The sequence below is a fragment of the Streptomyces sp. NPDC028928 genome, from assembly GCF_055564915.1.
In genome coordinates this window covers 195,541-222,490 of the sequence record NZ_JBVHVI010000008.1, presented here as the reverse complement: position 1 = coordinate 222,490, position 26,950 = coordinate 195,541, and the positions used below count along the sequence as shown (strand labels likewise).

Annotated in this window: 21 protein-coding genes; 8 read left to right on the top strand and 13 right to left on the bottom strand. The window is 69.3% G+C overall.

Translation table 11 applies throughout. From position 1 onward, the window contains the following. Positions 1 to 296 precede the first annotated feature (296 nt). The 3 genes from ACZ4U1_RS20830 (at position 297) to ACZ4U1_RS20820 (ending at position 3,293) form a co-directional block, all read left to right on the top strand. The gene (locus tag ACZ4U1_RS20830) at positions 297 to 1,370 is read left to right on the top strand and encodes a ParA family protein (protein ID WP_467905292.1); all 1,074 of its coding nucleotides are present in this window, start codon (positions 297 to 299) and stop codon (positions 1,368 to 1,370) included. Then, positions 1,367 to 2,467, top strand: a complete 1,101-nt coding sequence (locus ACZ4U1_RS20825) for a ParB/RepB/Spo0J family partition protein (RefSeq protein WP_467905012.1) — start codon at positions 1,367 to 1,369, stop codon at positions 2,465 to 2,467. The genes ACZ4U1_RS20830 and ACZ4U1_RS20825 overlap by 4 nt, the downstream gene beginning before the upstream one ends. Positions 2,468 to 2,675: 208 nt before the next feature. Further along, entirely contained in the window at positions 2,676 to 3,293 is a 618-nt protein-coding gene (locus ACZ4U1_RS20820; protein WP_467905010.1) for a GNAT family N-acetyltransferase, read from the top strand. Between the two features lie 83 nt (positions 3,294 to 3,376). Here the strand turns inward: ACZ4U1_RS20820 and trxA are convergent, their stop codons facing one another. The 7 genes from trxA to ACZ4U1_RS20785 all read right to left on the bottom strand — a co-directional run bounded on the left by trxA (position 3,377) and on the right by ACZ4U1_RS20785 (position 13,199). Then, positions 3,377 to 3,709 carry a thioredoxin gene (gene trxA / locus ACZ4U1_RS20815; protein ID WP_467905008.1) on the bottom strand — a complete coding sequence of 111 codons (333 nt, stop codon included), beginning with the start codon at positions 3,707 to 3,709 and terminating at the stop codon, positions 3,377 to 3,379. Between the two features lie 50 nt (positions 3,710 to 3,759). Continuing rightward, a complete protein-coding gene (gene trxB, locus ACZ4U1_RS20810) occupies positions 3,760 to 4,728 on the bottom strand; it encodes a thioredoxin-disulfide reductase (protein WP_467905007.1) in 969 nt (322 codons plus the stop codon). A 158-nt stretch (positions 4,729 to 4,886) separates the two neighbouring features. Beyond that, on the bottom strand, positions 4,887 to 5,813 hold the full coding sequence (locus ACZ4U1_RS20805; RefSeq protein WP_467905006.1) for an anti-sigma factor family protein: 927 nt from the start codon (positions 5,811 to 5,813) through the stop codon (positions 4,887 to 4,889). Continuing rightward, complete coding sequence (sigM, locus tag ACZ4U1_RS20800; protein ID WP_467905004.1) at positions 5,810 to 6,532, bottom strand: RNA polymerase sigma factor SigM; 723 nt, start codon at positions 6,530 to 6,532, stop codon at positions 5,810 to 5,812. Before sigM ends, ACZ4U1_RS20805 begins: the two co-directional genes overlap by 4 nt. 66 nt (positions 6,533 to 6,598) lie before the next feature. Then, on the bottom strand, positions 6,599 to 8,296 hold the full coding sequence (locus ACZ4U1_RS20795; RefSeq protein ID WP_467905002.1) for a protein kinase family protein: 1,698 nt from the start codon (positions 8,294 to 8,296) through the stop codon (positions 6,599 to 6,601). 118 nt (positions 8,297 to 8,414) lie between these two features. Further along, a complete protein-coding gene (gene murJ / locus ACZ4U1_RS20790) occupies positions 8,415 to 10,781 on the bottom strand; it encodes a murein biosynthesis integral membrane protein MurJ (RefSeq protein ID WP_467905001.1) in 2,367 nt (788 codons plus the stop codon). A 45-nt stretch (positions 10,782 to 10,826) separates the two neighbouring features. Continuing rightward, positions 10,827 to 13,199 (bottom strand): DUF6049 family protein, encoded by a 2,373-nt coding sequence (locus ACZ4U1_RS20785; protein WP_467904999.1) that lies wholly within the window; start codon positions 13,197 to 13,199, stop codon positions 10,827 to 10,829. 258 nt (positions 13,200 to 13,457) lie between these two features. Between ACZ4U1_RS20785 and ACZ4U1_RS20780 the strand changes: the two genes are divergently transcribed. After that, positions 13,458 to 14,900, top strand: coding sequence for a CCA tRNA nucleotidyltransferase (locus ACZ4U1_RS20780; protein ID WP_467904997.1), 1,443 nt, complete (start codon positions 13,458 to 13,460; stop codon positions 14,898 to 14,900). Between the two features lie 122 nt (positions 14,901 to 15,022). On the opposite strand, the gene ACZ4U1_RS20775 is transcribed toward ACZ4U1_RS20780, so the two are convergent. The 3 genes from ACZ4U1_RS20775 to ACZ4U1_RS20765 form a co-directional block, all read right to left on the bottom strand. Beyond that, complete coding sequence (locus ACZ4U1_RS20775; protein WP_467904995.1) at positions 15,023 to 16,285, bottom strand: MFS transporter; 1,263 nt, start codon at positions 16,283 to 16,285, stop codon at positions 15,023 to 15,025. Between the two features lie 103 nt (positions 16,286 to 16,388). Next, the gene (locus ACZ4U1_RS20770) at positions 16,389 to 17,471 is read right to left on the bottom strand and encodes an inositol-3-phosphate synthase (protein ID WP_467904993.1); all 1,083 of its coding nucleotides are present in this window, start codon (positions 17,469 to 17,471) and stop codon (positions 16,389 to 16,391) included. A 43-nt stretch (positions 17,472 to 17,514) separates the two neighbouring features. Further along, complete coding sequence (locus tag ACZ4U1_RS20765; RefSeq protein WP_467904991.1) at positions 17,515 to 18,198, bottom strand: PadR family transcriptional regulator; 684 nt, start codon at positions 18,196 to 18,198, stop codon at positions 17,515 to 17,517. Between the two features lie 395 nt (positions 18,199 to 18,593). Here ACZ4U1_RS20765 and ACZ4U1_RS20760 point away from each other — a divergent pair, with 395 nt between their 5' ends. Beyond that, entirely contained in the window at positions 18,594 to 21,263 is a 2,670-nt protein-coding gene (locus tag ACZ4U1_RS20760) for a transglycosylase domain-containing protein (protein ID WP_467904989.1), read from the top strand. 129 nt (positions 21,264 to 21,392) lie between these two features. After that, positions 21,393 to 22,946 (top strand): glycosyltransferase family 87 protein, encoded by a 1,554-nt coding sequence (locus tag ACZ4U1_RS20755; protein ID WP_467904988.1) that lies wholly within the window; start codon positions 21,393 to 21,395, stop codon positions 22,944 to 22,946. Between the two features lie 99 nt (positions 22,947 to 23,045). Here the strand turns inward: ACZ4U1_RS20755 and ACZ4U1_RS20750 are convergent, their stop codons facing one another. The 3 genes from ACZ4U1_RS20750 to ACZ4U1_RS20740 all read right to left on the bottom strand — a co-directional run bounded on the left by ACZ4U1_RS20750 (position 23,046) and on the right by ACZ4U1_RS20740 (position 25,714). Continuing rightward, on the bottom strand, positions 23,046 to 24,077 hold the full coding sequence (locus tag ACZ4U1_RS20750; RefSeq protein WP_467904987.1) for an alanine racemase: 1,032 nt from the start codon (positions 24,075 to 24,077) through the stop codon (positions 23,046 to 23,048). 85 nt (positions 24,078 to 24,162) lie between these two features. Next, the gene (locus ACZ4U1_RS20745; RefSeq protein WP_356146857.1) at positions 24,163 to 25,281 is read right to left on the bottom strand and encodes a lipid II:glycine glycyltransferase FemX; all 1,119 of its coding nucleotides are present in this window, start codon (positions 25,279 to 25,281) and stop codon (positions 24,163 to 24,165) included. 118 nt (positions 25,282 to 25,399) lie between these two features. Beyond that, entirely contained in the window at positions 25,400 to 25,714 is a 315-nt protein-coding gene (locus ACZ4U1_RS20740) for a hypothetical protein (RefSeq protein ID WP_467904985.1), read from the bottom strand. Between the two features lie 273 nt (positions 25,715 to 25,987). Here ACZ4U1_RS20740 and rpsF point away from each other — a divergent pair, with 273 nt between their 5' ends. Both rpsF and ACZ4U1_RS20730 read left to right on the top strand, forming a co-directional pair. Then, positions 25,988 to 26,278, top strand: coding sequence for a 30S ribosomal protein S6 (rpsF, locus tag ACZ4U1_RS20735; protein WP_043502363.1), 291 nt, complete (start codon positions 25,988 to 25,990; stop codon positions 26,276 to 26,278). An 81-nt stretch (positions 26,279 to 26,359) separates the two neighbouring features. Further along, positions 26,360 to 26,938 (top strand): single-stranded DNA-binding protein, encoded by a 579-nt coding sequence (locus ACZ4U1_RS20730; RefSeq protein WP_467904983.1) that lies wholly within the window; start codon positions 26,360 to 26,362, stop codon positions 26,936 to 26,938. The last annotated feature ends 12 nt before the right edge of the window (positions 26,939 to 26,950 follow it).

Sequence of the window (26,950 nt, the reverse complement as noted above, 5' to 3'; positions counted from 1 at the left end):
CCTGACGACGAGACGTACTCCACACAAGCTGCCAAACCTATGCAAGCCGGAGTGTCGCGAAGGTCCGGTCGCAGCCGCTGTGCATCGTGTTTCACGTGAAACGTCGCTCACTGCTGCACGGCATCATCAGTCGTGGCCGCGCTGCGGCCGAACCTCGCGACCGGAAGCCTCTCGGTTCACTCCGAGAGGAGCCCCCTTCCCCGGAGACTCCGTCCCCCTCAAGGGGCACGGAGTTGTCCACAGAGGTGGATTTCTCCACAGAAGACCAGGCCTCACTGGTTCACGACCCCGAAGACATGGGAGGCTCTGTTCATTGCGAGCCTGAAGTCGAGGAGAGTGAATCCTTGCGGTCCGACGCCAACATCGCGGGACCGATGACCGATCCGGTCCCCGGTCCCCGTACCGAGTCGATGGGGGCGGATGTTTCACGTGAAACACCGCCCCCGATGGACGACACTCCCATCGGTCGTGCGGCCCAACTGGCGGTGGAGGCTCTCGGCCGCGCCGGCGAAGGCCTGCCACGACCGGAGCAGACCCGAGTCATCGTGGTCGCCAACCAGAAGGGCGGCGTGGGCAAGACGACGACGACCGTCAACCTTGCCGCTTCGCTGGCTCTGCACGGTGGCCGCGTCCTGGTGATCGACCTCGACCCCCAGGGCAACGCATCCACGGCTCTCGGGATCGACCACCACGCCGAGGTGCCTTCCATCTACGACGTGTTGGTCGAGAGCAAGCCGCTCGCCGAGGTCGTCCAGCCCGTCCCTGATGTGGAAGGCCTCTTCTGCGCCCCCGCCACCATCGATCTCGCCGGTGCGGAGATCGAGTTGGTGTCCCTGGTGGCCCGGGAGAGCAGGCTGCAGCGCGCCATCCAGGCGTACGAGCAGCCGTTGGACTACATCCTCATCGACTGCCCGCCCTCGCTCGGCCTGTTGACGGTCAACGCGCTCGTCGCGGGCGCCGAGGTCCTCATCCCGATTCAGTGCGAGTACTACGCGCTGGAGGGCCTCGGCCAGCTCCTGCGCAACGTCGACCTGGTGCGGGGTCACCTCAACCCGACCCTGCATGTGTCGACCATCCTGCTCACCATGTACGACGGCCGGACGCGTCTTGCTTCCCAGGTCGCGGAAGAGGTGCGCAACCACTTCGGCGACGAGGTGCTGCGGACGAGCATTCCCCGCTCCGTCCGTATCTCCGAGGCGCCGAGTTACGGGCAGACGGTGCTGACTTACGATCCAGGATCGAGCGGCGCCCTCTCGTATCTTGAGGCGGCCCGAGAAATCGCGCTGAGGGGCGTCGGCATCAGCTACGACGCGAGCCAGGCCCACATCGGCGCCCAGAAAGACCCGAGCATGGTGGAGGGGATCCAGTGAGTGAGCGACGGAGGGGGCTGGGGCGTGGTCTCGGCGCACTGATCCCCGCTGCCCCGACCGAGAAGACCCCGGCCCCGGCGGCGATGGGGGGCGGAGCGTCCGCCTCCCCCGCGGCCGTGCCGGTGCTGACGACCGACCGCGGAGTGGCCGCGGCGAAGGTGGCCACGCTGCCGCCGGTGGCACAGGAACCCGAGGAGATCCCGGCGAGCCCGGCCGCCGAGGTGCCCGCGCCCCCGTTGGGGGCCCACTTCGCCGAGATCCCCCTCGACGCCATCACGCCGAACCCTCGTCAGCCGCGTGAGATCTTCGACGAGGACGCGCTGCAGGAACTGGTCACTTCCATCAAGGAGGTCGGTCTCCTCCAGCCCGTCGTGGTACGACAGCTGGGGCCCGGCCGCTATGAGCTGATCATGGGCGAGCGCCGTTGGCGCGCCTGCCGTGAGGCCGGCCTGGAGGCCATCCCGGCCATCGTCCGGGCCACGGAGGACGAGAAGCTCCTCCTGGACGCGTTGCTGGAGAACCTGCACCGCGCGCAGCTGAACCCGATCGAAGAGGCCGCCGCCTACGATCAGCTGCTGAAGGACTTCAACTGCACACACGACCAGCTGGCCGACCGGATCGGGCGTTCCCGCCCGCAGGTCTCCAACACCCTGCGGCTGCTGAAGCTCTCCCCGACCGTCCAGAAGCGGGTGGCCGCCGGGGTGCTCTCGGCCGGCCATGCCCGGGCGCTGCTGGCCGTCGAGGACTCGGAGGAGCAGGACCGGCTGGCACACCGGATCGTGGCCGAGGGGCTGTCGGTGCGGTCCGTGGAAGAGATCGTGACGCTGATGGGCTCGCGGCCGCAGAAGGCCTCGCGCGCCCGGGGTCCTCGGGCCGGTTCCGTGCCCTCTCCCGCGCTGAGCGAGCTGGCCACGCGGCTCTCGGACCGCTTCGAGACCCGGGTGAAGGTCGAGCTGGGCCAGAAGAAGGGCAAGATCACCGTCGAGTTCGCCTCCGCGGACGACCTCGAAAGGATCCTCAGCACGCTCGCCCCGGGCGAGAAGCTGGCCCTCCAGAAGAGCCTCCAGGAGAGCGACGGCGAGGAGACGTACGACTGACCCTCGTGTGGTGCCGCCCAGCGAGGCAGTGGAGCGGATCGTGTCCGGTGTGTACCGGAACACGGTCCGCTCTTTGCTTTGAGGCGGTATCGAGTGAATCGCATCGTGGATACGATGCGATCAGATAGGGCACATCCACCGGACACCGTCTGCCCGCTCGGACAGCCGTTCGCGATACGGCGGGCGAAGGAAGCGAGGATCAGCCTTCATGGGGCGTCGGCTCGTGCCGCTCACGCTGGACAACCTTCAGGACCTTCCCCATCGCTGCCGCTCATGCGTCTTCTGGGAACTGGACCCGGTCAGCGGCGAAGCGGCGGTGAAGGCGGGTACCTCCGCGCTGGAGAAGGAAGCCTGGATCTCCGCCGTCCTGCTGGACTGGGGATCGTGCGGCCGTGTGGTGTACGTCGATGACGTACCGGTGGGCTTCGTCCTCTACGCTCCGCCGGCCTACGTCCCCCGCTCGACGGCGTTTCCCACGAGCCCGGTGTCGCCGGACGCGGTCCAGCTGATCACGGCCTTCGTCATGCCCGGCTATCAGGGGCAGGGGCTGGGCCGGGTGCTGGTCCAGACGGTCGCCAAGGACTTGCTGCGCCGGGGCTTCAAGGCGATCGAGGCGTTCGGAGACGCCCGCTGGAAGGAGCCCGCCTGCGTGCTGCCCGCCGACCATCTGCTGGCCGTGGGCTTCAAGACGGTCCGCCAGCATCCCGCCCATCCCCGGCTGCGGTTGGAGCTGCGGTCCACGCTCTCCTGGAAGGAAGACGTGGAGATGGCACTCGACCGGCTGCTGGGGGCGGTCCAGAAGGAGCCGGCGCTGAGACCGCTGTAGTCCGAGGCCGTTCCAGCAGCAGTCCGTTCTATGCGAATGGGCCAACCCCGAGGGGTTGGCCCATTCTTGTTTCACGTGAAACGTCACTCCGCGATGAACTCTTCGAGGTCCCGGAGAAGCGCGGCCTTGGGCTTCGCACCGACGATGGTCTTGGTGACCTCGCCGCCCTGGTAGACATTCAGGGTCGGGATGGACATGACGCCGTACTTCGCGGCCGTGCCCGGGTTCTCATCGATGTTCAGCTTGACGATTTCGATCTTGTCGCCGTGCTCGGCAGCGATCGCCTCCAGGGACGGGGCGATCTGGCGGCACGGGCCGCACCACTCCGCCCAGAAGTCCACGAGGACGGGCTTGTCGTTCTTGAGGACTTCCTGATCGAAGGAGTCGTCGGTCACAATCTTCAGGTTGCCGGCCACGGGGGGCTCCTTACCTTGGTCGTGCGGTGGGGCGGAGGGGAAGGGGAAGGTCAGACGGCGGTCTTCTCGGGTTCCGCCTGGTCCTCGTCGGCGAGGGCGGCGAGGAAGCGCTCGGCGTCCAGAGCGGCGGAGCAGCCGGTGCCGGCCGCGGTGATCGCCTGACGGTAGGTGTGGTCGACCACGTCACCGGCGGCGAAGACACCGGTCACGTTGGTGCGGGTGGACGGGGAGTCGACCTTCAGGTAGCCCTCCTCGTCCAGGTCCAGCTGGCCCTTGAACAGCTCGGTGCGCGGGTCGTGGCCGATCGCGATGAACAGGCCCGTCACGGGCAGCTCGGACAGCTCGCCGGTCTTGACGTTGCGCAGCTTCAGGCCGGAGAGCTTCTGCTCGCCCTGGACCTCGGCGACCTCGCTGTCCCAGATGAACTTGATCTTCGGGTCGGCGAAGGCGCGCTCCTGCATCGCCTTGGAGGCGCGCAGGGTGTCCCGGCGGTGGACGATCGTCACGGACTTGGCGAAGCGCGAGAGGAAGGTGGCCTCCTCCATCGCGGTGTCACCGCCGCCGATCACGGCGATGTCGTGCTCCTTGAAGAAGAATCCGTCACAGGTGGCGCACCAGGAGACACCACGGCCGGAGAGCGCGTCCTCGTTGGGCAGGCCCAGCTTGCGGTGCTGAGAGCCGGTGGCGACGATGACGGCCTTGGCCCGGTGGACCGTGCCCGCGGTGTCGGTGACCGTCTTGATCTCACCGGTCAGGTCGACGGAGACGATGTCGTCCGGAACCAGCTCGGCGCCGAAGCGTTCGGCCTGGGCACGCATGTTGTCCATCAGGTCGGGGCCCATGATGCCGTCGCGGAAGCCCGGGAAGTTCTCGACCTCGGTGGTGTTCATCAGCGCACCACCCGCGGTGACGGCGCCTTCGAACACCAGGGGCTTCAGCGACGCACGGGCGGTGTAGAGCGCCGCCGTGTAGCCTGCGGGCCCGGAGCCGATGATGATCACGTTACGGACGTCGCTCACGGCTTGATTCCTCGTCTCTGGTCTGCGTCAGTCGACCGGTGCGAGGCCCCTTTCGGGACTCTCACCCCACCCAACGGATCCTACGGGGCGCGCATTCCCGGTGTGTCCGGGCACACGCGTGCCCAGGGGCGACCGACCGAAGAAGTGTTCCAGCGGACTCAGGGACGCGCGACGGACTGCTTCAGCAGAACCTTGCCGGCGGAGGCGGTCTGCTGGTGTACGCAGGCCGCGTCGACCACATAGGCCGTGACCCGCTTGCTGTCCTGGTGGTCGGCCACGACGACGAGGTAGGCGGCCTTGCCCCCGTACGTTCCCGTCTTGGCGCCCAGGACGTCAGCGCTGTGGTGGAGCGCTTGTCGGACGCAGTCAGGGACAGGGGTCGCGGTCTGGATCAACGTGTTCGGACCCTCGGTCGAGGGCGTCTCCGACCCACCACCGGGGTTCAGCCGGGGCTTCTCACTGCCCCGCTGCAACCCCTTCTTGGTGGTGAGGAGGGCCTGCGCCTGATGCTGCACGCTGTCGCCGGAGAAGGTGTCGGCGGAGGGGGTCGGCGTCCCGTGGGCCGTCGTGTGGTCGCCCTTGTCGCCCAGCGATGTCAGGACCAGGCTGCCGGCGCCCAGCACCGCGGCGGTGAGGACCGCACCCAGGACGAACCGGCCGCGCCGCCGCCCTCGCTTGGTTTCTTTACGCCCGGGCCCCGTGGCCGCACGCGGACGGCCTGCGGGACGGTCAGCAGCGGGTTCAGCGGGGTGATCGGTAGCGTGCTCAGTGGCGCGACCGGTTGGGGGCGATGTTTCACGTGAAACACGACCCGCGGCGTCCTCGCCGGTGAACGTCAGTGGTGCCTCGGCAGCGAGCGCGGCATCGATGCGTGCGGCCACATCGTCCGGCATCCGTTCGGGCTCCGGGACGGAGCCCAGCAGGTCCCGGATCTCCTCCAGCGAGGCATACACGTCCGCGCACGATTCGCACGCGTCCAGATGACGCTGTATATCCGTGCTGCGGTCCGGCGCCAGCAGGCCCTCGGTGAGGTCGGAGATCTCCGCGACGTCCGGGTGCCCGGCCGTGTCTGTCGTGGAAGTCACGCTCGCCCACCTCCGCCCTTCACTACGGCTGAATCGCTCGGTCCCGCTTCCTTGGGGCGCCCGCTCGGTGGCCCCGTTGCCGGTGGGACGGATGACCCCTGTCCGCGGTTCCGTCCCGAGCCGGTTTCTTTCCCGGCCCCGCTACCACTCGTTCGTGGGTTCGCGGTGCCTTCGGGCCGTAGATGTGTGAGCAGGGGGAGCAGCCGGGCCCGGCCTCGGGCGCACCGGCTCTTCACCGTCCCCGTCGGCACGTCCAGGATCCGCGCGGCCTCCGCCACGGGATATCCCTGCATGTCGACCAGGACCAGCGCGGCCCGTTGCTCCGGTGGAAGCGTGCCGAGCGCTTCGACGAGCTGGCGGTGCACGTCCTTCCGCTCGGCCGGCGCCGAGGCGGACTCGTACGGCTCCAGCAGCTGCTCCAGCCGCTCGGTGTCGTCGACCGGAGCCGTCTTGCGCGAGGCCGCCTTCCGCGCCCGGTCCAGGCAGGCGTTCACCGTGATCCGGTGCAGCCAGGTCGTGACAGCCGACTGTCCTCGAAAGGTGTGGGCGGCCCGGTAGGCCGAGACCAGGGCGTCCTGGACCGCGTCAGCGGCCTCCTCGCGGTCCCCCAGGGTTCGCAGGGCGACCGCCCAGAGCCGGTCCCGGTGCCGCCGCACGATCTCGCCGAAGGCTTCCGGGTCGCCTTCCACGTGGCGGGCGAGCAGGTCCGCGTCCGTCACCTCGGTGTCGATGTGATCACCTCTCGCGCCCCGGCCCTTCCGGCAACGACAACAGTCTTTGCCGTCTCAGCTGGTCACCTTGATGTCCGCCACTCGGCCTCGCCAATGGCCTTCGCTGTCCGCCGGCAGCTTGGTCAGCCAGACGAGGAGGTACTGGCTCTTGAAGGACTTGCCGGGCTGGAGCACCACGGTGGTGCCCGAGCCGTCGGCAACCTTGCTGTAGGCGTCGAACGACGTCGGCTCCGACCCCGCGTCGGCAGGGGCGGCCCGTAGTTCCACCGAGGTCTCGCCCACGAACGTGACCGTGACCTTGCCGACCTGCTGCACCTTGCCGAGATCGAGAATGATGCCGACGCCTGACTTCAGGTTGCCGAACTCCGGACTCAGGTAGAAGTCCGTCTGCCAGTACGTGGCCGTGCTGTTGTCGTACGCCTTGCCTATGTCGCGCGGCTTTTCAGAACCATCCGGGCCGAACGGGTCGAAGTCACGGGCGCCCTTGATGGCGATCGGCTTGCCGGACGCCGGCTTCTTCCGGTTCTTGTCGCCGCCTTCCGTCGTCTGGCTCTTGTGGGTGTCGTCCGACTTGTCGCTCTGGTCCATCAGAGCGTCCGCCAGCTGCCAGCTGCCCAGCCCGAGGGCGGCGATGAGCAGGGCCGACACCGCCCACTTCAGGGCCCTGCCGGTGCGGCTCTGGAGCGGGGGCGGCGGGGCCGTGAGCGGCTGGGTGGCACCGGCGTGCGGCGCGGAGCGGCCGTAGGTGCCCTGCTGGTAGGTGGTGCGCTGGTACTCCGGCGGGGCCGTGAACGCCGGCTCGGGCGGGCGGATGCGCGGCATCTCGCCGATCGCCTTCACCAGCTCCTCCGGCGTGGTGCACGGCGCCTCGTGCCGGGACGCCGTGGCCCCGTCGTTGACGAGGGCCCGCATGGCCAGTTCGGACAGGCCGCGGTGCACACCGGCCCGCACCTGGTCCGGGGCGATGAGACCGATGTCCTTGGGCAGGCCGGACAGGCCGTAGGCGTCGTTCTCGTACGGCCAGCGCTGGGTCAGCGCCGCGTACAGCAGGGCGCCGATCGCCTCGGTGTCGGTGCGCTGTGGCGTGTCGGAGCTGACGCCCCGCAGCGCCGCGTTCACGGCGAGGCCCCGGATGCGCCACTGACCGGTGGAGGCGCGCAGCACGGCGTTCGGGTTCAGGCGCAGATGGGCCAGGCCCTCCCGGTGCGCGGCCGCCATGGCCGAGGCGACCTGGCTGACCATCTGGTAGGCGTCGTGCGGCTCCAGCGGGCCGCCGGCGAGGAGCGTGGACAGCTCGGTGGCGTCGGGCAGCCACTCGTGGACGACGTAGACGAGGTCGTTCTCCTCGACGGCGTCGAGGACCTGGACGAAGCGCGGATCGCCGAGCAGGGCCGAGGACCGGGCGGCGGCGAGGACGGAGCGGGCCCGGGCGTGGTCCGCGGGCAGTACGTGGACGCCAACGGCACGACGGAGTTTCTCGTCGACCGCACGCCAGCTGCTGAATCCGTCCAGACGGGTGACGCACTCCTCCAGCCGGTAGCGTCTGGCGAGCTTGTGGCCGCTGTGCAGCTCCGGAGGAGAGGCCTTCCGGCCGGGACCCTCGGCTCCACCGCCCTGTGCCTCGTCGCTGTCCGTGTCCCGCTCCGGGTTCTTGGCCACCCCGTCGGCCGTGGACTGGTCCGCCTTGGCGGTCAGCGGTTGCTCACCGCTGTTGTCTGCCACGTCGACGGCAGCCGTGCTCCGTTCCGCCACCGTCGTCCCTGCCTCCCCATCCGTTGCACGCTGTCCGACGCCGAAACCAATTGTGCCCACAGTCCGCCGCTATGCACGACACACGGCGGCGGACGATGGTTGTGCGCCTACCCCCGCCTCAACGCCCCAGACGCCCGCGCACCATACCGACGAGCGAGTTGAGTTCCTCGATCCGCATCCGGCGGGCGGCGACGAAGAAGACTCCGAACAACACGGCACCGCCGGCGATCAGTGCGGCGAGGGAGCCGACGACGCCCTGGCCGAGGGTGTGCCCGATGCCGTAGCAGACGGCGCCGCTGAGCAGGGTCGCCGGCACCGAGGCGATGCCCAGCCGCGCGTATGTGCGCAGCACCCGGGCCCCGTCCAGGTCCCCGCCGAGCCGCCTGCGCAGCCGGCTCCAGGCGACGCCCACACCGATGGCGTAGGCGAGACCGTAGGCGGCGGCCATCCCGACGACCGCCCAGCGCGCCGGCAGCAGGAAGTAGCACAGCGCTGCGGCACCGGCATTGACCGCCGCCACGATGACCGTGTTGTAGAAGGGGGTGCGGGTGTCTTCGTAGGCGTAGAAGGCACGCAGGACGACGTACTGCACGGAGTACGGGATCAGGCCGAGGGCGAAGGCCATCAGCATGTAGCCCATATTCGTGGCCGAGCCGGTGCCGGCGGAGCCGAAGACCAGCGTGCACATCGGGACACCGAGCGAGATGAACCCGAAGGCGATGGGGACGATGGCGACCGCGGTGGTGCGCAGGCCCTGGGAGATGTCGTCGCGGACGGCACCCGAGTCCCCCTCGGCGGCCGAGCGGGAGATCCGCGGCAGCAGGGCGGCCATCAAGGACACGGTGATGATGGCCTGCGGCAGCCCCCAGATCAGCTGGGCGTTGGCGTAGGCGGCGAAGCTGGTGCCCACGACACCGGAGTCCTTGCCTGCGGCGATGGACAGCTGGGTGACCACCAGGGCGCCCGCCTGGTTGGCGAGGACGAACAGCACCGTCCACTTGGCGAGCATCGCGGCCTTGCCCAGGCCGTGGCCCCGCCAGTCGAAGCGCAGCCTGATCCGGAAGCCGGTCTCGCGCAGGTAGGGGATCATCGCCAGGGCCTGGACGACCAGGCCGAGCAGTACACCGACGCCGAGCAGGCGCTGGCCCTCCGGCGGGATGCTGTCGACGGTCATGTGCGAGTTCGCGGCGGTGCCGTAGACCCAGATGAACATGCCGAGCGTCACGATGATGACGATGTTGTTCAGGACCGGGGTCCACATCATCGCGCCGAACTTGCCGCGTGCGTTGAGGATCTGCCCCATCACCACGTGGATGCCCATGAAGAAGATCGAGGGCAGGAAGTAGCGGGTGAAGGTGACCGCGACCTCGTTCGCGGCCGGGTTGTTGGCCACCGGGTTGGCCAGCGCCCGCACCAGTAGGGGCGCGCCCAGCATCGCGAGCCCGGTCAGCGCGGCCAGGGCCACCATCACCAGGGTCAGCAGCCGGTTGGCGAAGGCCTCGCCGCCGTCCTCGTCCTCCTTCATGGAGCGGACCAGCTGCGGCACGAACACGGAGTTCAGGCCGCCGCCGACGGTGAGGATGTAGATCATCGTCGGCAGCTGGTAGGCCACCTGGAAGGAGTCGGCGAGGAAGCCGAGGCCCAGCGCTGCGGCGATCAGCGCGGAGCGGATGAAACCGGTGAGACGGGAGACCATCGTGCCCGCCGCCATGACCGCGCTGGACTTCAGCAGCCCGGCGGCCCGCCCGCCCTTCTTGGCGGGGGCTGCGGGAGCGGCTTCGGCCGTGACGGCCTCCGGCTCGACGGCCCCGGAGGGAGCGCCGGGAGCCGGGGCGGGCACCGGGGACTGCGCAGGGTAGGCGGCGGCGGAGGGACCGGCCGGGTACCCCGCGCCGGCGTACGGGGGGCCCTGCTGCGGGCTCCGGCCGTGCGACGGCGGGTACTGGCCGCCGGGGCCGACCCCACCGTCCGGCGCGGCGGCCGGTCCCGGGACGGCCGCGGGATCCATGGGCGTGTGCCCGCCGCCCTGCTGCTGGTCCTTGAAGAGGTGCGCGAAGGCGTCCGGCTCGTGGTACTCCTCGCCGGAGTGCGTGACGAGGTCGTCCACGCCGACGAACTGGGTCGTGCGCGGGTCCTCGCCGTACGGCAGGTACTGGGTCGCGCCTCCCGGCTCCGGCGCCGGGGTCTGCGCCCACACGTTGGGGTCGGGGGCGTAGGGCGACTGGGCGGGCGGGGCGTACAGCGGCTGCTGCTGGTCGTACGGGCCCGGGGGTGGCGGCGGGTGCGCGGCGCGGTCGTACAGCGCCTCGGCGACCGGGTCCTGGGCGGCCAGGTCGTGCGCCCGGTAGGGATCCTGCTCGTAGGCGTCCTGGAGATACATGTCCGCAGCGTGCTGCGGCGGCACCTGGCCGGACTCGGGCGGCGGCTCGGGGTAGCCCGAGCCGGCCGCGCCCTGGCCGCGGTCACCGTCGTACGGCGCGTTCATGCTTACCCCACCTCATCGTCCCGGGCCCACCGGCCACGACATCGCTCAACGGTCCACTCTCTCACCCGTCCCGGACGGGTCGGCGCTTTCCGGTGCGGTGTCCGGCGCAGGGTCACTCGGCTGCTCCGGGTCGTCTGCCCCGGGGGCGGAGTCGGATTCCTCGGTGAGACGGTCCCCGGGCGCTCCGGGGTTCCCGGGCTCGTCGGGGTCCTCCCCCGTCGTACCGGGGCCGTCCTCCTCGGCCTGCCGGGCGGCGGCGCGCTTGCGCTGGGTGTACATCCTGAAGCCGGCGAGCACAAGGAGCAGCACACCGCCGCCGATGACCAGCATCACGGTGGGCGTGACCTCGGTGACCTTCACGTCGAAACTGACGGGGTCGCCGTACTCCTGGCCGTCCTCGGTGTACAACTGGGCGATCACCGTGACCCGGCCGTTGGCGTTGGCGGAGGTGGTGAACTTCACCGACTGGCTGTGCCCGCCGGAGACCTCCACGGGCTGCTCGTAGTACGCCTTGCCGCCGATCTTCAGGCGGGTCGGCATGGTCGAGGTCAGGCGCAGGACCAGATGGCCGACGGGCTGGACGAGGTTGTTCTGGACGGTCACCGGGATGGTGGCGCTGCGGCCCGAGAGCTTGGTCTCGGACTTGTCGATCAGCTTGACCTGGTCGGCCAGCTCGTCGAGCCATGCCTCCACGCCGCCGCGGTAGCCGTCCGCCGGGCCGCTCCGGCCCCGCCAGGACGTGGACATCTCGCGGTTTATGGCCCGCCCGAAGGGGGTGACCACGCGGGACTGGTCGGAGAGGATCACCCGGAACTTGTCGAGCTTCTCCTGAGTGCGGGCGATCTGCTCGAACGCCGTCCGCGGCAGCTCCTGCCGGCGCAGCGATTTCGGGTAGGCGGACCTCGACGGGATGCGCGTGGTGGCGCCCGGGTCGGGCTTGTCCTTGGCCGCCGCGGTGAGGTTCTGGGACTGCGACCAGGTGCCGCCCTGGAGCGCCTTCACCGCCGCCGCCATCGCCTGGGCCTGGCTCGCCGTGGGCCTGCGCTGCGGGGCGACGACGATGCTGCGCTGCTTGTCCGTCTGCGCGTTCAGCTCCAGACTCTGGGCCAGGAACCGCTGGACGGCGAGAGTGGCCGAGCCCGCCTTCGACAGGTCGTCCTCGAAAGCCGTGGACAGCCGGGCGTCGGCGACCACCGCCGTGGTGCCCCCGCCGACCGGGCGGGGCGCGGACGGCGTGTACGGCAGCCCGGCGGTGTCCTGGAGACTGTCGCTGCGGGCGATCACCCGGTCGGCTCCGGCGGAGGTCGCGACCTTCATGATCGACGGGTCCACCGCGCCCTCCACCGGCCAGGCGAAGTCGGTGCTCGGCGTGACGTGCAGCACCGTCTTGACGGTGACCGCGGCTACGTCCGTGGCGTCCTTGAGGTGGCTGAGCGAGCCGGTGACGCTGGTGCCGCTGTGCGCCAGGGAGGCCAGGTCCGGGTCGGCGAACGGCAGCGCGACGACCTCCTTGCCGGCCACCGCCTTCTGCAGGCCGGCCAGCCACTGCTTGGCGGCCGTCTGGTGCTCCCGTGAGCCGGGGGTGCTGGTGCCGTCCGCGCCCTGGATCCGGTAGTTGCCCGCGGCCATCGCGTCGACCGAGGCCAGCAGGTCCGGGTCGATCACCCAGGTGACGTCGAGGTCCTTGCCCAGGTCCACCATCTGGGCCAGCCGGCCACCGGGGGCCAGCTCCTTGGCCAGGTCGTCGTTGAGGAACTCCGGCGTCTGCAGCTCGCCCGCGCCCGTCTTGGCCGTCATGTGGACCGTGGAGATCAGCGGCCACAGGAACGTGGTCTTCGTCTTGGTGTCGGCCTCCGACGGCTGCCACGGCAGGAACGTCCGCTGGATGCCGAGTACGTGGTCCCACGCCTGGGCCGAGGTCTCGCCGGAAAGGGTGACCCCCAGCTCGTAGACGCCGTCCTCGCCGAGGTCGAGCTTGTCCACGGGGACGGAGATGCTGAAGTGCTGGGCGACGCCCGGGGCCAGCGTGTCGAACGTGTCCTCGTACTTGTCGTCGACCTCGGAGCCGGTGCTGCCCTGCAGTTCGTCCGAGTGCCGGGCGACGGAGTCGATCTCCGACCGGGTGGTCAGCTGGGAGCCCACCCGCAGGCCCACGTGGGCGTCGGTGACGGCCTGCTTGCCGTTGTTGGTCACCGTGCCGGACACGGTCAGCGTGTCGCCGTCCGTGGGGGCGCTGGGGCTGAGCGAGTCCAGGGAGACGGACACCGTGTCGGAGGACGCGGCCTGCGCGGCTCCGGCGGCGGGCAGCTGGAGCAGGCCGGCCAGCAGTGGTGCTCCGGTGAGCAGTGCTCCGGCGCGCCGCAGCCACCGGCGGGCAGGTGAGGCACTGGTCCCCTGGAAGTCAGCCGCCTCGGCCACGCGCTCGCCCGTCCCTCGTCGTCGTCAGTGGTCGTCGGAATGTGCGTCCACGCATGGTAACGATGCGCGCGGAACGGAAGTGCCGCGGTCTCCTCCACAAGATCCAAGAACAGCCGCGGCCCGTCCTCTATATCCAGTATCGAGGGGAGAGCGGCTGTACGCCGCAAGAGCAGCGCTTGCGGCGGGTATGCCGGGAGCTGTCCGCACGGCCTTAATGGGGGCGCCCCTGGTCGTGCGGGGCACGTACCCTCTTCTGTTGTGCCGAACCCCAACGAAGACACTCCCTCTGCCCTGAGCCAGGCGCAGCAGCGCGCGGTCGCCGAGCTGCTGCGGGTGGCCCCTGTCGCCGACGATCTCGCCCGCCGATTCCAGGAGGCCGGGTTCTCACTCGCCCTCGTCGGCGGCTCGGTCCGCGACGCGCTGCTCGGCCGGCTCGGCAACGACCTGGACTTCACCACAGACGCCCGCCCCGAGGACGTACTGAAGATCGTCCGGCCTTGGGCGGACGCTGTCTGGGAGGTGGGAATCGCCTTCGGCACGGTCGGCGCGCACAAGGGCGGCTACCAGATCGAGATCACCACCTACCGGTCGGAGGCCTACGACCGCACCTCGCGCAAGCCGGAGGTGTCGTACGGCGACTCCATCGAGGAGGATCTGGTCCGCCGCGACTTCACGGTCAACGCCATGGCCGTGGCGCTGCCGGAGAAGGAGTTCATCGACCCGCACGGCGGTCTGGAGGATCTCGCGGCGCGGGTGCTGCGGACGCCGGGCACTCCCGAGGAGTCATTCTCGGACGATCCCCTGCGCATGATGAGGGCCGCCCGGTTCGCCGCCCAGCTGGACTTCACGGTCGCCCCCGAGGTCGTCACCGCCATGACGGAGATGGCCGGGCGGATCGAGATCGTCTCGGCGGAGCGGGTCCGGGACGAGCTGAACAAGCTCATCCTCTCCGCACATCCGCGCAAGGGGCTGTCGCTGCTCGTCGACACCGGGCTCGCCGGACATGTGCTGCCCGAGCTGCCGGCGCTGCGCCTGGAGCGGGACGAGCACCACCGGCACAAGGACGTCTACGAGCACACACTGATCGTCCTGGAGCAGGCGATCGCGCTGGAGGAGCACGGCCCGGACCTCACGCTCCGCCTGGCCGCGCTCCTGCACGACATCGGCAAGCCGCGCACCCGCCGCTTCGAGAAGGACGGCCGGGTCTCCTTCCACCACCACGAGGTGGTCGGCGCCAAGATGACCAAGAAGCGCATGACCGCCCTGAAGTACTCCAACGAGCTGGTGAAGGACGTCTCCCGGCTGGTCGAGCTCCATCTGCGCTTCCACGGCTACGGCACCGGGGAGTGGACGGACTCGGCGGTCCGGCGGTACGTCCGTGACGCGGGTCCGCTGCTGGACCGCCTGCACAAGCTGACCCGCTCCGACTGCACCACGCGCAACAAGCGGAAGGCGGCGGCGCTGTCCCGGGCCTACGACGGCCTGGAGGAGCGCATCGCCCAGCTGCAGGAGCAGGAGGAGCTGGACGCGATCCGTCCCGACCTGGACGGCAACCAGATCATGGAGATCCTGGGCATCGGTCCGGGCCCGGCCGTCGGCAAGGCGTACAAGCACATGCTGGAGCTGCGCCTGGAGAACGGGCCGATGGAGCACGACGCTGCGGTGACGGCTCTCAAGGAGTGGTGGGCCGAGCAGGGCTGAGGGAGAACCGGACGGGTGTTTCACGTGAAACACCCGTCCGGAACCGGCGACACAGCAGGGCGGCACCGACCGCCGGCGCCGAGGGGCGATGTTTCACGTGAAACATCGCCCCTCGCCCTGTCCTAGCGACGCTCGACGCGGGTCAGCCCGGCGGCGACCACTCCATAGAGAACGGCGACGAGAACCACCAGCGCCGCCGAGCGGCCGTCCGGCGGCAGCATCAGGGCTGCCGCCCCCGCCGCGCCGACGAAAGCGACGTTGAAGAGCACGTCGTACACGGAGAAGACGCGACCGCGGAAGCCGTCCTCGACACAGGCCTGCACGATCGTGTCCGTGGCGATCTTGGCGCCCTGGGTGATCAGGCCCAGAACGAAGGACGCGACCATGAGCGGCCCGGTGGCGAACGGAAGACCCAGGGCGGGTTCCAGCACCATGGCCGCCCCGGAACACACCACGATCCAGCGGCCGGGGCCGAGCCGCCCCGCCGTCCAGGGCGTCACCACCGCCGCCGCGAAGAATCCCGCGCCGGACAGCGCCAGCGCCAGCCCGAGCAGCCGCAGCCCCTCCTCGGGGGTTCCGGCGAGGGCGTAACGGCAGAGCATGAGCAGCAGGACGAGGAGTGCGCCGTAGCAGAAGCGCATCAGCGTCATCGCGGCCAGGGCCCAGGCCGCTTCCCTGCGCGGAGGCGCTGCCAGGTGCCGGACGGCCGCGAGCAGCTCGCGTGCCGTCTCGGCGAGCGCCGCGGCCAGACGGGGGCGCACCGGGTGCCGGTCGGGGCCGAGGAGACCGGGGGCCAGACGCAGGGACGCCAGGCTCGCGCACAGATAGAGGAAGGCGCCGAACAGGACCACGGCGGCGTCGGAGCCCGAGGAGACGATCCGTACGGCGAAGGCGAGGCCTCCGCCCGCGGTCGCCGCGAGGGTGCCGGCGGTCGGAGAGAGCGAGTTGGCCAGCACGAGGCGCTGGGCGTCGACGACCCGCGGCAGGGCGGCGGACAGTCCGGCGAGGACGAAGCGGTTCACGGCGGTGACGCACAGCGCGGAGGCGTAGAAGAGCCAGTCGGGGGCGTGGCCGATCATCAGTACCGCGGTGGCCGCGGCCAGCAGGGCGCGCAGCAGATTGCCGTACACGAAGACCTGCCGGCGGCGCCAGCGGTCCAGCAGCACACCGGCGAAGGGCCCGACCAGGGAGTAGGGGAGCAGGAGGACCGCCATCGCCGAGGCGATCGCGGTGGCCGAGGTCTGCTTCTCCGGGGAGAAGACGACGTACGCGGCGAGTGCGACCTGGTAGACGCCGTCGGCGCCCTGGGACAGGAGGCGGACGTACAGCAGACGCCGGAAGTTCCGCAGGCGTAGCAGGACGCGCAGGTCACGGACGACGGGCATGGATCACACCCTCACACATGCGGAAGGTCCCCGGGTCGCGGAACCCGGGGACCTTCACAGCCCTGGCAGGAGCGTTCTCGTGCGAGCGGGGGCGCCGGGCCCCTTAGCGCTCGACCTCGCCGCGGATGAACTTCTCGACGTTCTCGCGGGCCTCGTCGTCGAAGTACTGGACCGGCGGGGACTTCATGAAGTACGAGGACGCCGACAGGATCGGACCGCCGATGCCGCGGTCCTTGGCGATCTTCGCGGCGCGGAGGGCGTCGATGATGACACCGGCGGAGTTCGGGGAGTCCCAGACCTCCAGCTTGTACTCCAGGTTCAGCGGGACGTCACCGAAGGCGCGACCCTCCAGGCGGACGTAGGCCCACTTGCGGTCGTCCAGCCAGGCGACGTAGTCGGACGGGCCGATGTGGACGTTCTTCTCGCCGAGGTCCCGGTCGGGGATCTGGGAGGTGACGGCCTGCGTCTTGGAGATCTTCTTGGACTCCAGGCGCTCGCGCTCGAGCATGTTCTTGAAGTCCATGTTGCCGCCGACGTTCAGCTGCATGGTGCGGTCGAGGATGACACCGCGGTCCTCGAACAGCTTCGCCATGACGCGGTGCGTGATGGTGGCGCCGACCTGGGACTTGATGTCGTCACCGACGATCGGGACGCCCGCCTCGGTGAACTTGTCCGCCCATTCCTTGGTGCCGGCGATGAAGACCGGGAGGGCGTTGACGAAGGCGACCTTGGCGTCGATGGCGCACTGGGCGTAGAACTTCGCCGCGTCCTCGGAGCCGACGGGCAGGTAGCAGACCAGGACGTCGACCTGCTTGTCCTTGAGGACCTGGACGACGTCGACCGGGGCCTCGGCGGACTCCTCGATGGTCTCGCGGTAGTACTTGCCGAGGCCGTCGAGGGTGTGGCCGCGCTGGACGGTCACGCCGGTGTTCGGCACGTCGCAGATCTTGATGGTGTTGTTCTCGGAGGCGCCGATGGCGTCCGCCAGGTCGAGACCGACCTTCTTGGCGTCGACGTCGAACGCCGCGACGAACTCGATGTCGCGCACGTGGTAGTCACCGAACTGCACGTGCATCAGGCCGGGGACCTTGGACGCCGGGTCGGCGTCCTTGTAGTACTCGACTCCCTGCACCAGCGACGCGGCGCAGTTGCCCACGCCGACGATGGCTACGCGAACCGAACCCATTCCGGTTGCTCCCTGTGTGTACGAGTGAGGCCCTGACTGGGTCTCACGTGGCGGTGTCGTCGGGCGTATCCGTCCGGGGGGTTTCCCCGGGACGGGGCAGGCCGCCCGTCGATCCATTGGTGGTGTCCTGCTGAGCGGACCCCCCGGACGCGGAACCCCTCAGGTCCCGCCCGGCCCGCTCGCTCTCGATGAGCTCGTTCAGCCAGCGCACTTCGCGCTCCACGGACTCCATCCCGTGGCGCTGGAGCTCAAGCGTGTAGTCGTCGAGGCGCTCCCGGGTGCGCGCCAGGGAGGCGCGCATCTTCTCCAGGCGCTCCTCCAGGCGGCTGCGCCGGCCCTCCAGGACGCGCATGCGCACATCGCGCGAGGTCTGCCCGAAGAAGGCGAACCGTGCGGCGAAGTGTTCGTCCTCGTACGCGTCGGGACCGGTCTGCGAGAGCAGTTCCTCGAAGTGCTCCTTGCCTTCCGCGGTCAGCCGGTAAACGATCTTGGCGCGGCGTCCGGCGAGGGGAGCGGCGAGGGCGTCGTCGTGGGTGTTCCCGGGCTCCTCGACCAGCCAGCCGTTGGCGACCAGGGCCTTGAGACAGGGGTACAGCGTTCCGTAGCTGAACGCGCGGAACACACCCAGTGACGTGTTCAGTCGTTTGCGCAGCTCGTAGCCGTGCATCGGGGACTCGCGGAGCAGGCCGAGCACGGCGAACTCGAGGATGCCGGAGCGCCGGCTCATCGTCGCCTCCTCTCGGTCCCGCAGGTCTCTCCCGCAGGCTCGCAGTGCCTGTCAGCGTCTTTATGTCGCGCTGATGTATCGACTCGATACATCACGACGATAGAACGGCCTACCGCAGGCGACAAGAGGGGCGATGGTGAACGGGATCACATCACCGATTCGTAGGAGGCAAGTTGCCGGTTTTGGGGTGAACTTCGGGGCTCGGCTGGTTTTGGTGGTGCGTAGTCTGTGCGGCATGCACACCACCGGGAACCGCGTGATGCCTGGGGAGCGTCGTCGTCCCTGGTGCAGTACGGGTGAATGCAGCACCGACCACATCCGTACTTCGGGGGGACCGGAAACCAGCCGCCGTTCCAGGCGCGCACGGGTGCGCCTGCCCGAGGAGTAATCGTTCGATGAGCGAGCACCGTCGCAAACCGCCGCAGCCGCAGGGAGGCGGACGTGCCGCGGCCCGACGCGGCCAGTCCGGCTCGTCCTCCGGCCGCCGTGCGGCACCGCGAGGCGCCACCGGGTCTCCTGCCGACTCCTATGGGTCCCGTTCCTATGGGCCGGAGTCCGCTGGCTCGGGAGGTGAGGAGCGTCCCTACGGCGGGCGCGCCGAGGCCCGCCGTGCCGCCCAGAAAGGCGGCCGGCGCAGAGCCGCCGACAACACGGCTCCCGGCGGCCGACGGGGCGGTCCGGGCGGTCCGACCGGTCCCGGCCGCGGCAAGGGCCGCGCGACGACGGCGCCCGGCAAGAAGCGGTTCATCGACTACCCCAGGGCCGGCAAGTACGGCTGGCGGCGCTGGGTACCGTCCTGGAAGCTGGTCAGCGGGCTGTTCATCGGCTTCTTCGGCAGCCTGGTGGTGATGGTCGGTATCGGCTACGCGATGGTCTCGATCCCGAACGAGAACGACGCGGCCAAGTCCCAGAACAACGTCTACTACTGGGCCGACAACAGTCAGATGGTGGCCACGGGCACCGGGGTGAACCGGCAGAACGTCACCATCGACAAGATCCCCGAGGCCATGCAGTGGGCCGTGATCTCGGCGGAGAACAAGAGCTTCTACCAGGACTCGGGTGTCGACCCCATGGGTATCGCCCGGGCCCTGGCCAACATGGCGCGGGGTGGCCAGACGCAGGGTGGTTCGACGATCACCCAGCAGTTCGTCAAGAACACCTACCTGAGCCAGGAGCAGACGGTCACCCGTAAGTTCAAGGAGATGTTCATCTCCATAAAGGTGGGCACGAAGCTCGACAAGAAGCAGATCCTCCAGGGCTATCTGAACACCTCGTACTACGGCCGTGGTGCCTACGGCATCCAGGCGGCCGCCCAGACCTACTACGGCGTGGACGCGGTCGATCTCAAGCCGAGCCAGTGCGCCTTCCTAGCGGCGCTGCTGAAGGGCCCGACGTACTACGACCCGGCCGGCAACGCCGACCTCGACAAGTCGGCCACCGCGCAGGCCAACGAGAAGCGCTCCAGGGAACGCTGGGCCTGGATCCTCGGCGAGATGCACAAGGACAAGCACCTCACCGACGCGGAGTACCAGGAAGCGACCAAGGAGTACCCCAAGCCCCAGGGCCGCAAGGCCACCAAGGGCATGACCGGCCAGATCAGCTACCTCGTCGACACGGCCAAGAAGTACGTCCTGAACCACTCCGACATCACCGAGGCGCAGTTCGACCAGGGCGGCTACCAGATCTACACGACCTTCGACAAGAAGAGCGTCAACGCCCTGAGCGCCGCCGTGAAGAAGGTCCAGAAGGAACGTCTCGACCCGAAGCACCGCGAGAAGGACAAGTACGTCCAGTTCGGTGCCGCCTCGGTGAAGCCCAAGGACGGTGCGATCGTCGCGCTCTACGGCGGTGACGGGTACGAGAACGGGCACTTCACCAACAACGCCGACACCTCCGGCGTGCCCGTCGGCTCGACGTGGAAGCCGTTCGTCCTGGCCGCGGCGATGGAGTACGGGACCTACAGGTCCGAGGGCGAGGGCATCTCCCCGCTGAGCAAGTACAACGGCAACGACAAGCTCAAGATTCTCAACCAGGACGGCACCCCCGTCCTGAAGAAGGACGGCTCGGTCTTCTATCAGCGCAACGAGGGTCCCAAGCCCTGGGGCTACATCACCCTGCGCAAGGCCATGGAGCAGTCGGTCAACACCCCGTTCGTGCAGCTCGGCATGGATGTGGGGATGTCGAGGGTCAAGGACGTCGCGAAGGCGTCCGGCATCCTCGACGCGAGCTTCGCCACGCTCAACCCGTCCTTCGCCATCGGCACCTCGACGCCGAGCGCGATCCGCATGGCCGACGCCTACGCGACGTTCGCCGCCTCCGGCAAGCACGCGGATCCGTACTCTGTGGTGAGCGTCAAGAAGGACGGCGAGGAACTGCCGGGCTTCACCAAGCCCAAGGTGACGCAGGCGATGCCGGAGAACGTGGCCAACAACGTCACGGACACGCTGGAGAACGTGATCCAGAACGGTACGGGTCAGAACGCCAAGGCCCTGGGGCGTACCGCCGCCGGCAAGACCGGTACCACCGACAGCAACAAGTCGGCCTGGTTCGTCGGCTACACCCAGCAGCTGTCGACCTCGGTCGCGATGTTCCGCGAGAACCCCAAGGACCACGAGCTGCTGTCCATGAACGGAACGGCGGGTGTGGACTCCATCCACGGTGGTGACATTCCGACGCTGGTGTGGACCGAGTACATGAAGGCCGCGCTCAAGGGCAAGAACGACCTCGGCTTCCCGGATGCCACCGAGATCGGCAAGGTCCAGGACGAGGCGGGGGCCCCCTCGCCGACCCCGAGCGTGACCATCACGCCGAGCCCCACCCCGAGCGACACGCCGAGCCCGTCGCCGAGCGAGACGACCCCCACGCCGTCCCCGTCGGCGAGCGAGTCCTGCAAGTTCGGTGGCTGGGACCCGAACTGCAACGGGAACGGCAACGGAGGCGTGGACACCGGTGGCACCGACGGAGGCGGAGAGACGTCGCCGACGCCCACGGTCACGGACACCAGCGGAACCGGCACCACCCGAGGAAATGGCAACGGAGGCTTCTTCGGGGGCCCGACGGGTTAGCCCGGTGATCCGACCGATTGGCGACCATATCGCCCGCCTGGGGTGTTTCACGTGAAACATGGGCCGCCGCACCTGATCGGTGCGGCGGCCCTCGGCGTTTTCCCAGAGAGGTACGGCAGGATGTGCCCCATGCCCAGTGCAGAGATGACGCCCGCGAGCAGGCACGAGCCCGAGCCCGTGCGGGCCGCCGTGGCAGAAACGGTGCAGCCGACCAGGGAGGACGAGGTCGCCGCCGCCGGCAGTGAGCTGATCGGCGGTCCCATGGGGCGGCGCGCCCTGTTGGGGACCTCCTGGTGGACCCCGGTACGGGTCGTGGCGCTCGTGTCGATCGGCATGTTCGCCCTCGGCCTGGTCCAGAAGGCGCCCTGCTATGACAGTGCCTGGTTCTTCGGCGCGAGCAGCCAGTACACGCACGCCTGCTATTCGGACATTCCGCACCTCTATCAGGGCCGCGGGTTCGCCGACCATCTCGTGCCGTACTTCGACAAGCTCCCGGGCGACATGGACTACCTCGAATACCCGGTGCTGACCGGCGTGTTCATGGAGGTGGCGTCCTGGCTGACCCCGCACAGCGGGAGCATCCAGCACCAGGAGCGGTGGTACTGGTTCGTCAACGCCGGGATGCTGATGGTGTGCGCCGCCGTCATCGCCGTATGCGTGGCTCGCACCCACCGCCGGCGCCCCTGGGACGGCCTGCTGGTCGCCCTGGCCCCCGCCCTGGCGCTGACCGCGACCATCAACTGGGACCTGCTGGCGGTGGCGCTGACGGCCGCCGCGATGCTGATGTGGGCGCGGGGCCGGGCCGTCGCTTTCGGCGTCCTCCTGGGGCTCGCCACGGCCGCAAAGCTGTATCCCGTCGTCCTGCTCGGGCCCCTGCTGGTCCTGTGCTGGCGGGCGGGCAAGTGGCGGGAGTTCTTCCAGGCCGTGGCCGGCGCGGTGGTCGCCTGGCTCGTGGTGAACCTGCCCGTGATGCTCACGCACGACGCGACCGGCTTCCACATCCGCGAGGGCTGGGCCAAGTTCTACACCTTCAGCAAGGAGCGCGGTGTCGACTTCGGCTCCTTCTGGCTGATCTGGGCGCAGAACAGCAGCAGCCCGCCCACCACCGACTTCGTCAACAACGCGGCCATGGTGCTGGTCGTGCTGTGCTTCCTCGGCATCGCGGCGCTGGCGTTCACCGCCCCGCGTCGCCCTCGCTTCGCCCAACTGGCGTTCCTGATGGTGGCCGCCTTCGTCCTCACCAACAAGGTCTACTCCCCGCAGTACGTCCTGTGGCTGGTGCCGCTGGCGGTCCTCGCCCGGCCCAAGTGGCGGGACTTCCTGATCTGGCAGGCGTGCGAGGTGGCGTACTTCCTGGGCATCTGGATGTACCTCGCCTACACGACCAGCGGAGACGCCCACAAGGGCCTGCCGACGCAGGGCTACCACTGGGCGATCGTGCTGCACCTGGCGGGCACCCTGTACCTGTGCGCCGTCGTCGTACGGGACATCCTCATGCCGGAGCGGGACGTGGTGCGCCGGTCCGGCGACGACGATCCCTCGGGCGGGGTGCTCGACGGAGCGGAGGACGCGTTCGCGCTCGGCGCGGCGGCCCATCCGCCGCGGCACGCCGCCCACTTCGAGGGGGCCCAGGTCGACTGGGGGCGGCCCGAAACGCTGTCCCACCGGGATGGTTCGCCCTGAGCGAACACCTCGTCGACGAGATCATGCAGAAGGCCGTATCCGGGCGTTCCGGATACGGCCTTCTCGTTGTCCTGGTTGTCCTGGCCGCCCTGGACGGGGTCAGCGGTCCACGAGACGGTCGAACTGGGTGGTGGTGTGCCGCAGATGGGCCACCAGCTCGTCGCCGACCTTGGGCTCGGGGGCGTCCGCGGGCACGAACAGGATCGACACCTGCATGTGCGGCGGCTCGGCGAACCAGCGCTGCTTGCCGCCCCAGACGAACGGAGAAAGGTTCCGGTTGACCGTCGCGAGCCCGGCGCGTGCGACGCCCTTGGCGCGCGGCATGACGCCGTGCAGGGCCTTCGGAGCCTCCAGGCCCACCCCGTGCGACGTACCGCCCGCCACTACCACCAGGAAGCCGTCCGAGGCCGCCTTCTGCTGCCGGTAGCCGAACCGGTCGCCCTTCGCCACGCGCGTGACATCCAGAACGGCACCGCGGTACTCGGTGGCCTCGTGGTCCCCCAGCCACAGCCGCGTGCCGATGCGGGCGCGGAACCGGGTCTGCGGGAACTGCTGCTGGAGCCGGGCCAGCTCGTCCGCCTTGAGGTGGCTGACGAACATCGTGTGCAGCGGCAGCCGTGCCGCGCGCAGCCGGTCCATCCAGCCGATGACCTCCTCGACGGCGTCCGAGCCGTCGGTGCGGTCCAGCGGCAGATGGATGGCGAAGCCCTCCAGCCGGACGTTCTCTATGGCCTGGTGCAGCTGGGGCAGATCCTGCTCGCTGATGCCGTGCCGCTTCATCGAGGACATCACCTCGATCACCACACGGGCGCCCACGAGGCCGTACACACCGTCGATCGACGACACCGAGCGGACCACCCGGTCGGGCAGCGGCACAGGCTCCTCGCCCCGCCGGTATGGGGTCAGCACCAGCAGGTCACCGCCGAACCAGTCCTTGATGCGCGCGGCCTCGTAGGTGGTGCCGACGGCGAGCAGGTCCGCACCGAGCCGCGTGGCCTCCTCCGACAGCCGTTCGTGCCCGAAGCCGTAGCCGTTGCCCTTGCAGACCGGGACGAGTCCCGGGAACTGCTCCTGCACGTGCTTGTGGTGCGCCCGCCAGCGCGCGGTGTCGACGTAGAGCGTGAGCGCCATGGCCGGACCCGGAACCTTTCTCGTGGCTGGGGTGGATCGAAGGTGTGTGAGCTGTGAAGGCTATGGAATCAAATGCCCGCGCGGCTCAGCGGCGCGACATGTAAATGTCGAGCGCCTTGTGGAGCAGCTTGTTCAGCGGGAAGTCCCACTCGCCGAGGTACTCGGCGGCCTGGCCGCCCGTGCCGACCTTGAACTGGATCAGGCCGAAGAGGTGGTCGGTCTCGTCCAGCGAGTCGGAGATACCGCGCAGGTCGTAGACGGTGGCGCCCATCGCGTAGGCGTCGCGCAGCATCCGCCACTGCATCGCGTTCGAGGGCCGGACCTCGCGGCCGATGTTGTCGGAGGCGCCGTAGGAGTACCAGACGTGTCCGCCGACGATCAGCATCGTCGCCGCGGACAGGTTCACGCCGTTGTGGCGGGCGAAGTACAGCCGCATGCGGTTGGGGTCCTCGGTGTTGAGGGCCGTCCACATGCGCTGGAAGTACGACAGCGGGCGGGGCCGGAAGTGGTCACGGACGGCCGTGATCTCGTACAGCCGCTGCCACTCGGGCAGGTCCTGGTAGCCGCCCTGGACGACCTCGACGCCGGCCTTCTCGGCCTTCTTGATGTTGCGGCGCCACAACTGGTTGAAGTTCTTGTGGACCTCTTCCAGGGAGCGGTTCGCCAGCGGCACCTGGTAGACGTAACGGGGCTGCACGTCGCCGAAGCCGGCGCCGCCGTCCTCGCCCTGCTGCCAGCCCATACGGCGCAGCTTGTCGGCCACCTCGAAGGCGCGCGGCTCGATGAAGTCGGCCTCCAGGTCGCGCAGACGCTTGACGTCCGGGTCCTGGATGCCCCTCTTGATGGTGTCCGCGTTCCAGCGGCGGATGATCACCGGCGGGCCCATCTTCACCGAGAAGGCACCCTGCTGCTTCAGGTGCGCCAGCATCGGCTGGATCCAGTCGTCCAGGTTCGGCGCGTACCAGTTGATGACCGGGCCCTCGGGCAGATAGGCGAGGTAGCGCTTGATCTTGGGCAGCTGGCGGTAGAGGACCAGGCCCACGCCGACCAGCTGGCCGCTCCTGTCGAACCAGCCGAGGTTCTCCGAGCGCCACTCCGCCTTCACATCTGCCCAGGCCGGGACCTGCATGTGGCTCGCCGCCGGCAGGCTCTGGATGAATGCCAGATGCTGCTCGCGACTGATGGTCCTCAGGGTCAGGCTCATTCGGGGCGCTCCTCGGGCTGGTGTGTCCCCATGGGTACAGGGGCTCCGGCTCTCGCGCCGAAGCCTACTGCGCCGTGCGAGCGCCCCGACTGGGCCTACGGCTCTTGAACCCGGCGGGTCAGCTGATCAGCCCCCCGAACAGGCCGCCGTGCGCCATGCCGATCAGGAAACCGACTCCTGCGGCACCGAGACCCAGGATCAGGAAGAACCGCTCCCTCGTGGTCTCCGAGATCCACTGTCCGTAGATGCCGGTGGCCAGCGCCACCAGGCCCGCCCAGGAACTCAGCAGGTGAAGGCTGTGGAAGAAGGACGTGATGAAGGACAGCAGGCCCAGGGCGAATGTGATCACCATCAGGGCGTCCTGCAGTGGATGGGGCTTGCCGTCCGTGGCGAAGAGGGAACCGGCGGTGTTGGGTCGCAATGCCTGTGCCATGGGCACCTCCTGCGGAAGGCGGCGCATCGTAGCGCCGTACACACCCGATGTGTACAGATTGTGGGCCTCGGCGGCCGGATTTCAACCGGAAGCGGGTGTGCGGGTAGTCTGTACCGTCTGCACTGGTGTCTGCCCAGACCTGCCCAGGTCACACTGCCCGGCTCCCTGAGGGAACCCCGATTGTCAGTGGCGGCCGATACCGTTGCGTACGCATCACAACCCTCCTGCCACGGAACGACCGTGGCCGCTGAGTCCAAAGGAGGTGGGTTCCACATGCGTCACTACGAGGTGATGGTCATCCTCGACCCCGATCTCGAGGAGCGCGCTGTCTCCCCGCTGATCGAGAACTTCCTGTCCGTCGTCCGTGACGGCGGCGGCAAGGTTGAGAAGGTCGACACCTGGGGCCGTCGTCGTCTCGCCTACGAGATCAAGAAGAAGCCCGAGGGCATCTACTCGGTCATCGACCTGCAGGCCGAGCCTGCGGTCGTCAAGGAGCTCGACCGCCAGATGAACCTGAACGAGTCGGTCCTCCGGACCAAGGTCCTCCGCCCCGAGATGCACTGAGCGCTCCCGCTCAGCTGATCTCGGGATTCGAGTAGCAGCAACCAAGCAGCCAGAGCAGCAAACCCGCCGAGAGGTTCCCCCATGGCAGGCGAGACCGTCATCACGGTCATCGGCAATCTTGTCGACGACCCCGAGCTGCGCTTCACCCCGTCCGGTGCGGCGGTCGCGAAGTTCCGTGTCGCGTCCACCCCCCGCACCTTCGACCGCCAGACGAACGAGTGGAAGGACGGCGAGAGCCTCTTCCTGACCTGCTCGGTCTGGCGCCAGGCGGCGGAGAACGTCGCCGAGTCGCTCCAGCGAGGCATGCGCGTCATCGTGCAGGGCCGGCTGAAGCAGCGGTCCTACGAGGACCGCGAGGGCGTCAAGCGCACGGTCTACGAGCTGGACGTCGAGGAAGTCGGCCCCAGCCTGCGCAACGCCACGGCCAAGGTCACCAAGACCGCCGGTGGCGCTCGCGGTGGCCAGGGTGGTTACGGCGGCGGTGGCGGCCAGGGTGGCGGCGGCTGGGGCGCAGGCCCCGGTGGCGGCCAGCAGGGCGGCGGCGCTCCGGCCGACGACCCGTGGGCGACCGGCGCTCCCGCCGGTGGCAACCAGGGTGGCGGCGGCTGGGGCGGCGGCTCCGGCGGCGGTGGCGGCTACTCGGACGAACCCCCCTTCTAAGCCTTCGGGCCA

Coding starts and splice junctions, on each gene's coding strand:
- ACZ4U1_RS20830 (WP_467905292.1), top strand. CDS start 297: ATGGGAGGCTCTGTTCATTGCGAGCCTGAAGTCGAGGAGAGTGAATCC.
- ACZ4U1_RS20820 (WP_467905010.1), top strand. CDS start 2,676: ATGGGGCGTCGGCTCGTGCCGCTCACGCTGGACAACCTTCAGGACCTT.
- murJ (WP_467905001.1), bottom strand. CDS start 10,781: ATGAACGCGCCGTACGACGGTGACCGCGGCCAGGGCGCGGCCGGCTCG.
- ACZ4U1_RS20775 (WP_467904995.1), bottom strand. CDS start 16,285: ATGCCCGTCGTCCGTGACCTGCGCGTCCTGCTACGCCTGCGGAACTTC.
- ACZ4U1_RS20770 (WP_467904993.1), bottom strand. CDS start 17,471: ATGGGTTCGGTTCGCGTAGCCATCGTCGGCGTGGGCAACTGCGCCGCG.
- ACZ4U1_RS20765 (WP_467904991.1), bottom strand. CDS start 18,198: ATGAGCCGGCGCTCCGGCATCCTCGAGTTCGCCGTGCTCGGCCTGCTC.
- ACZ4U1_RS20760 (WP_467904989.1), top strand. CDS start 18,594: ATGAGCGAGCACCGTCGCAAACCGCCGCAGCCGCAGGGAGGCGGACGT.
- ACZ4U1_RS20755 (WP_467904988.1), top strand. CDS start 21,393: ATGCCCAGTGCAGAGATGACGCCCGCGAGCAGGCACGAGCCCGAGCCC.
- ACZ4U1_RS20750 (WP_467904987.1), bottom strand. CDS start 24,077: ATGGCGCTCACGCTCTACGTCGACACCGCGCGCTGGCGGGCGCACCAC.
- ACZ4U1_RS20745 (WP_356146857.1), bottom strand. CDS start 25,281: ATGAGCCTGACCCTGAGGACCATCAGTCGCGAGCAGCATCTGGCATTC.
- ACZ4U1_RS20740 (WP_467904985.1), bottom strand. CDS start 25,714: ATGGCACAGGCATTGCGACCCAACACCGCCGGTTCCCTCTTCGCCACG.
- rpsF (WP_043502363.1), top strand. CDS start 25,988: ATGCGTCACTACGAGGTGATGGTCATCCTCGACCCCGATCTCGAGGAG.
- ACZ4U1_RS20730 (WP_467904983.1), top strand. CDS start 26,360: ATGGCAGGCGAGACCGTCATCACGGTCATCGGCAATCTTGTCGACGAC.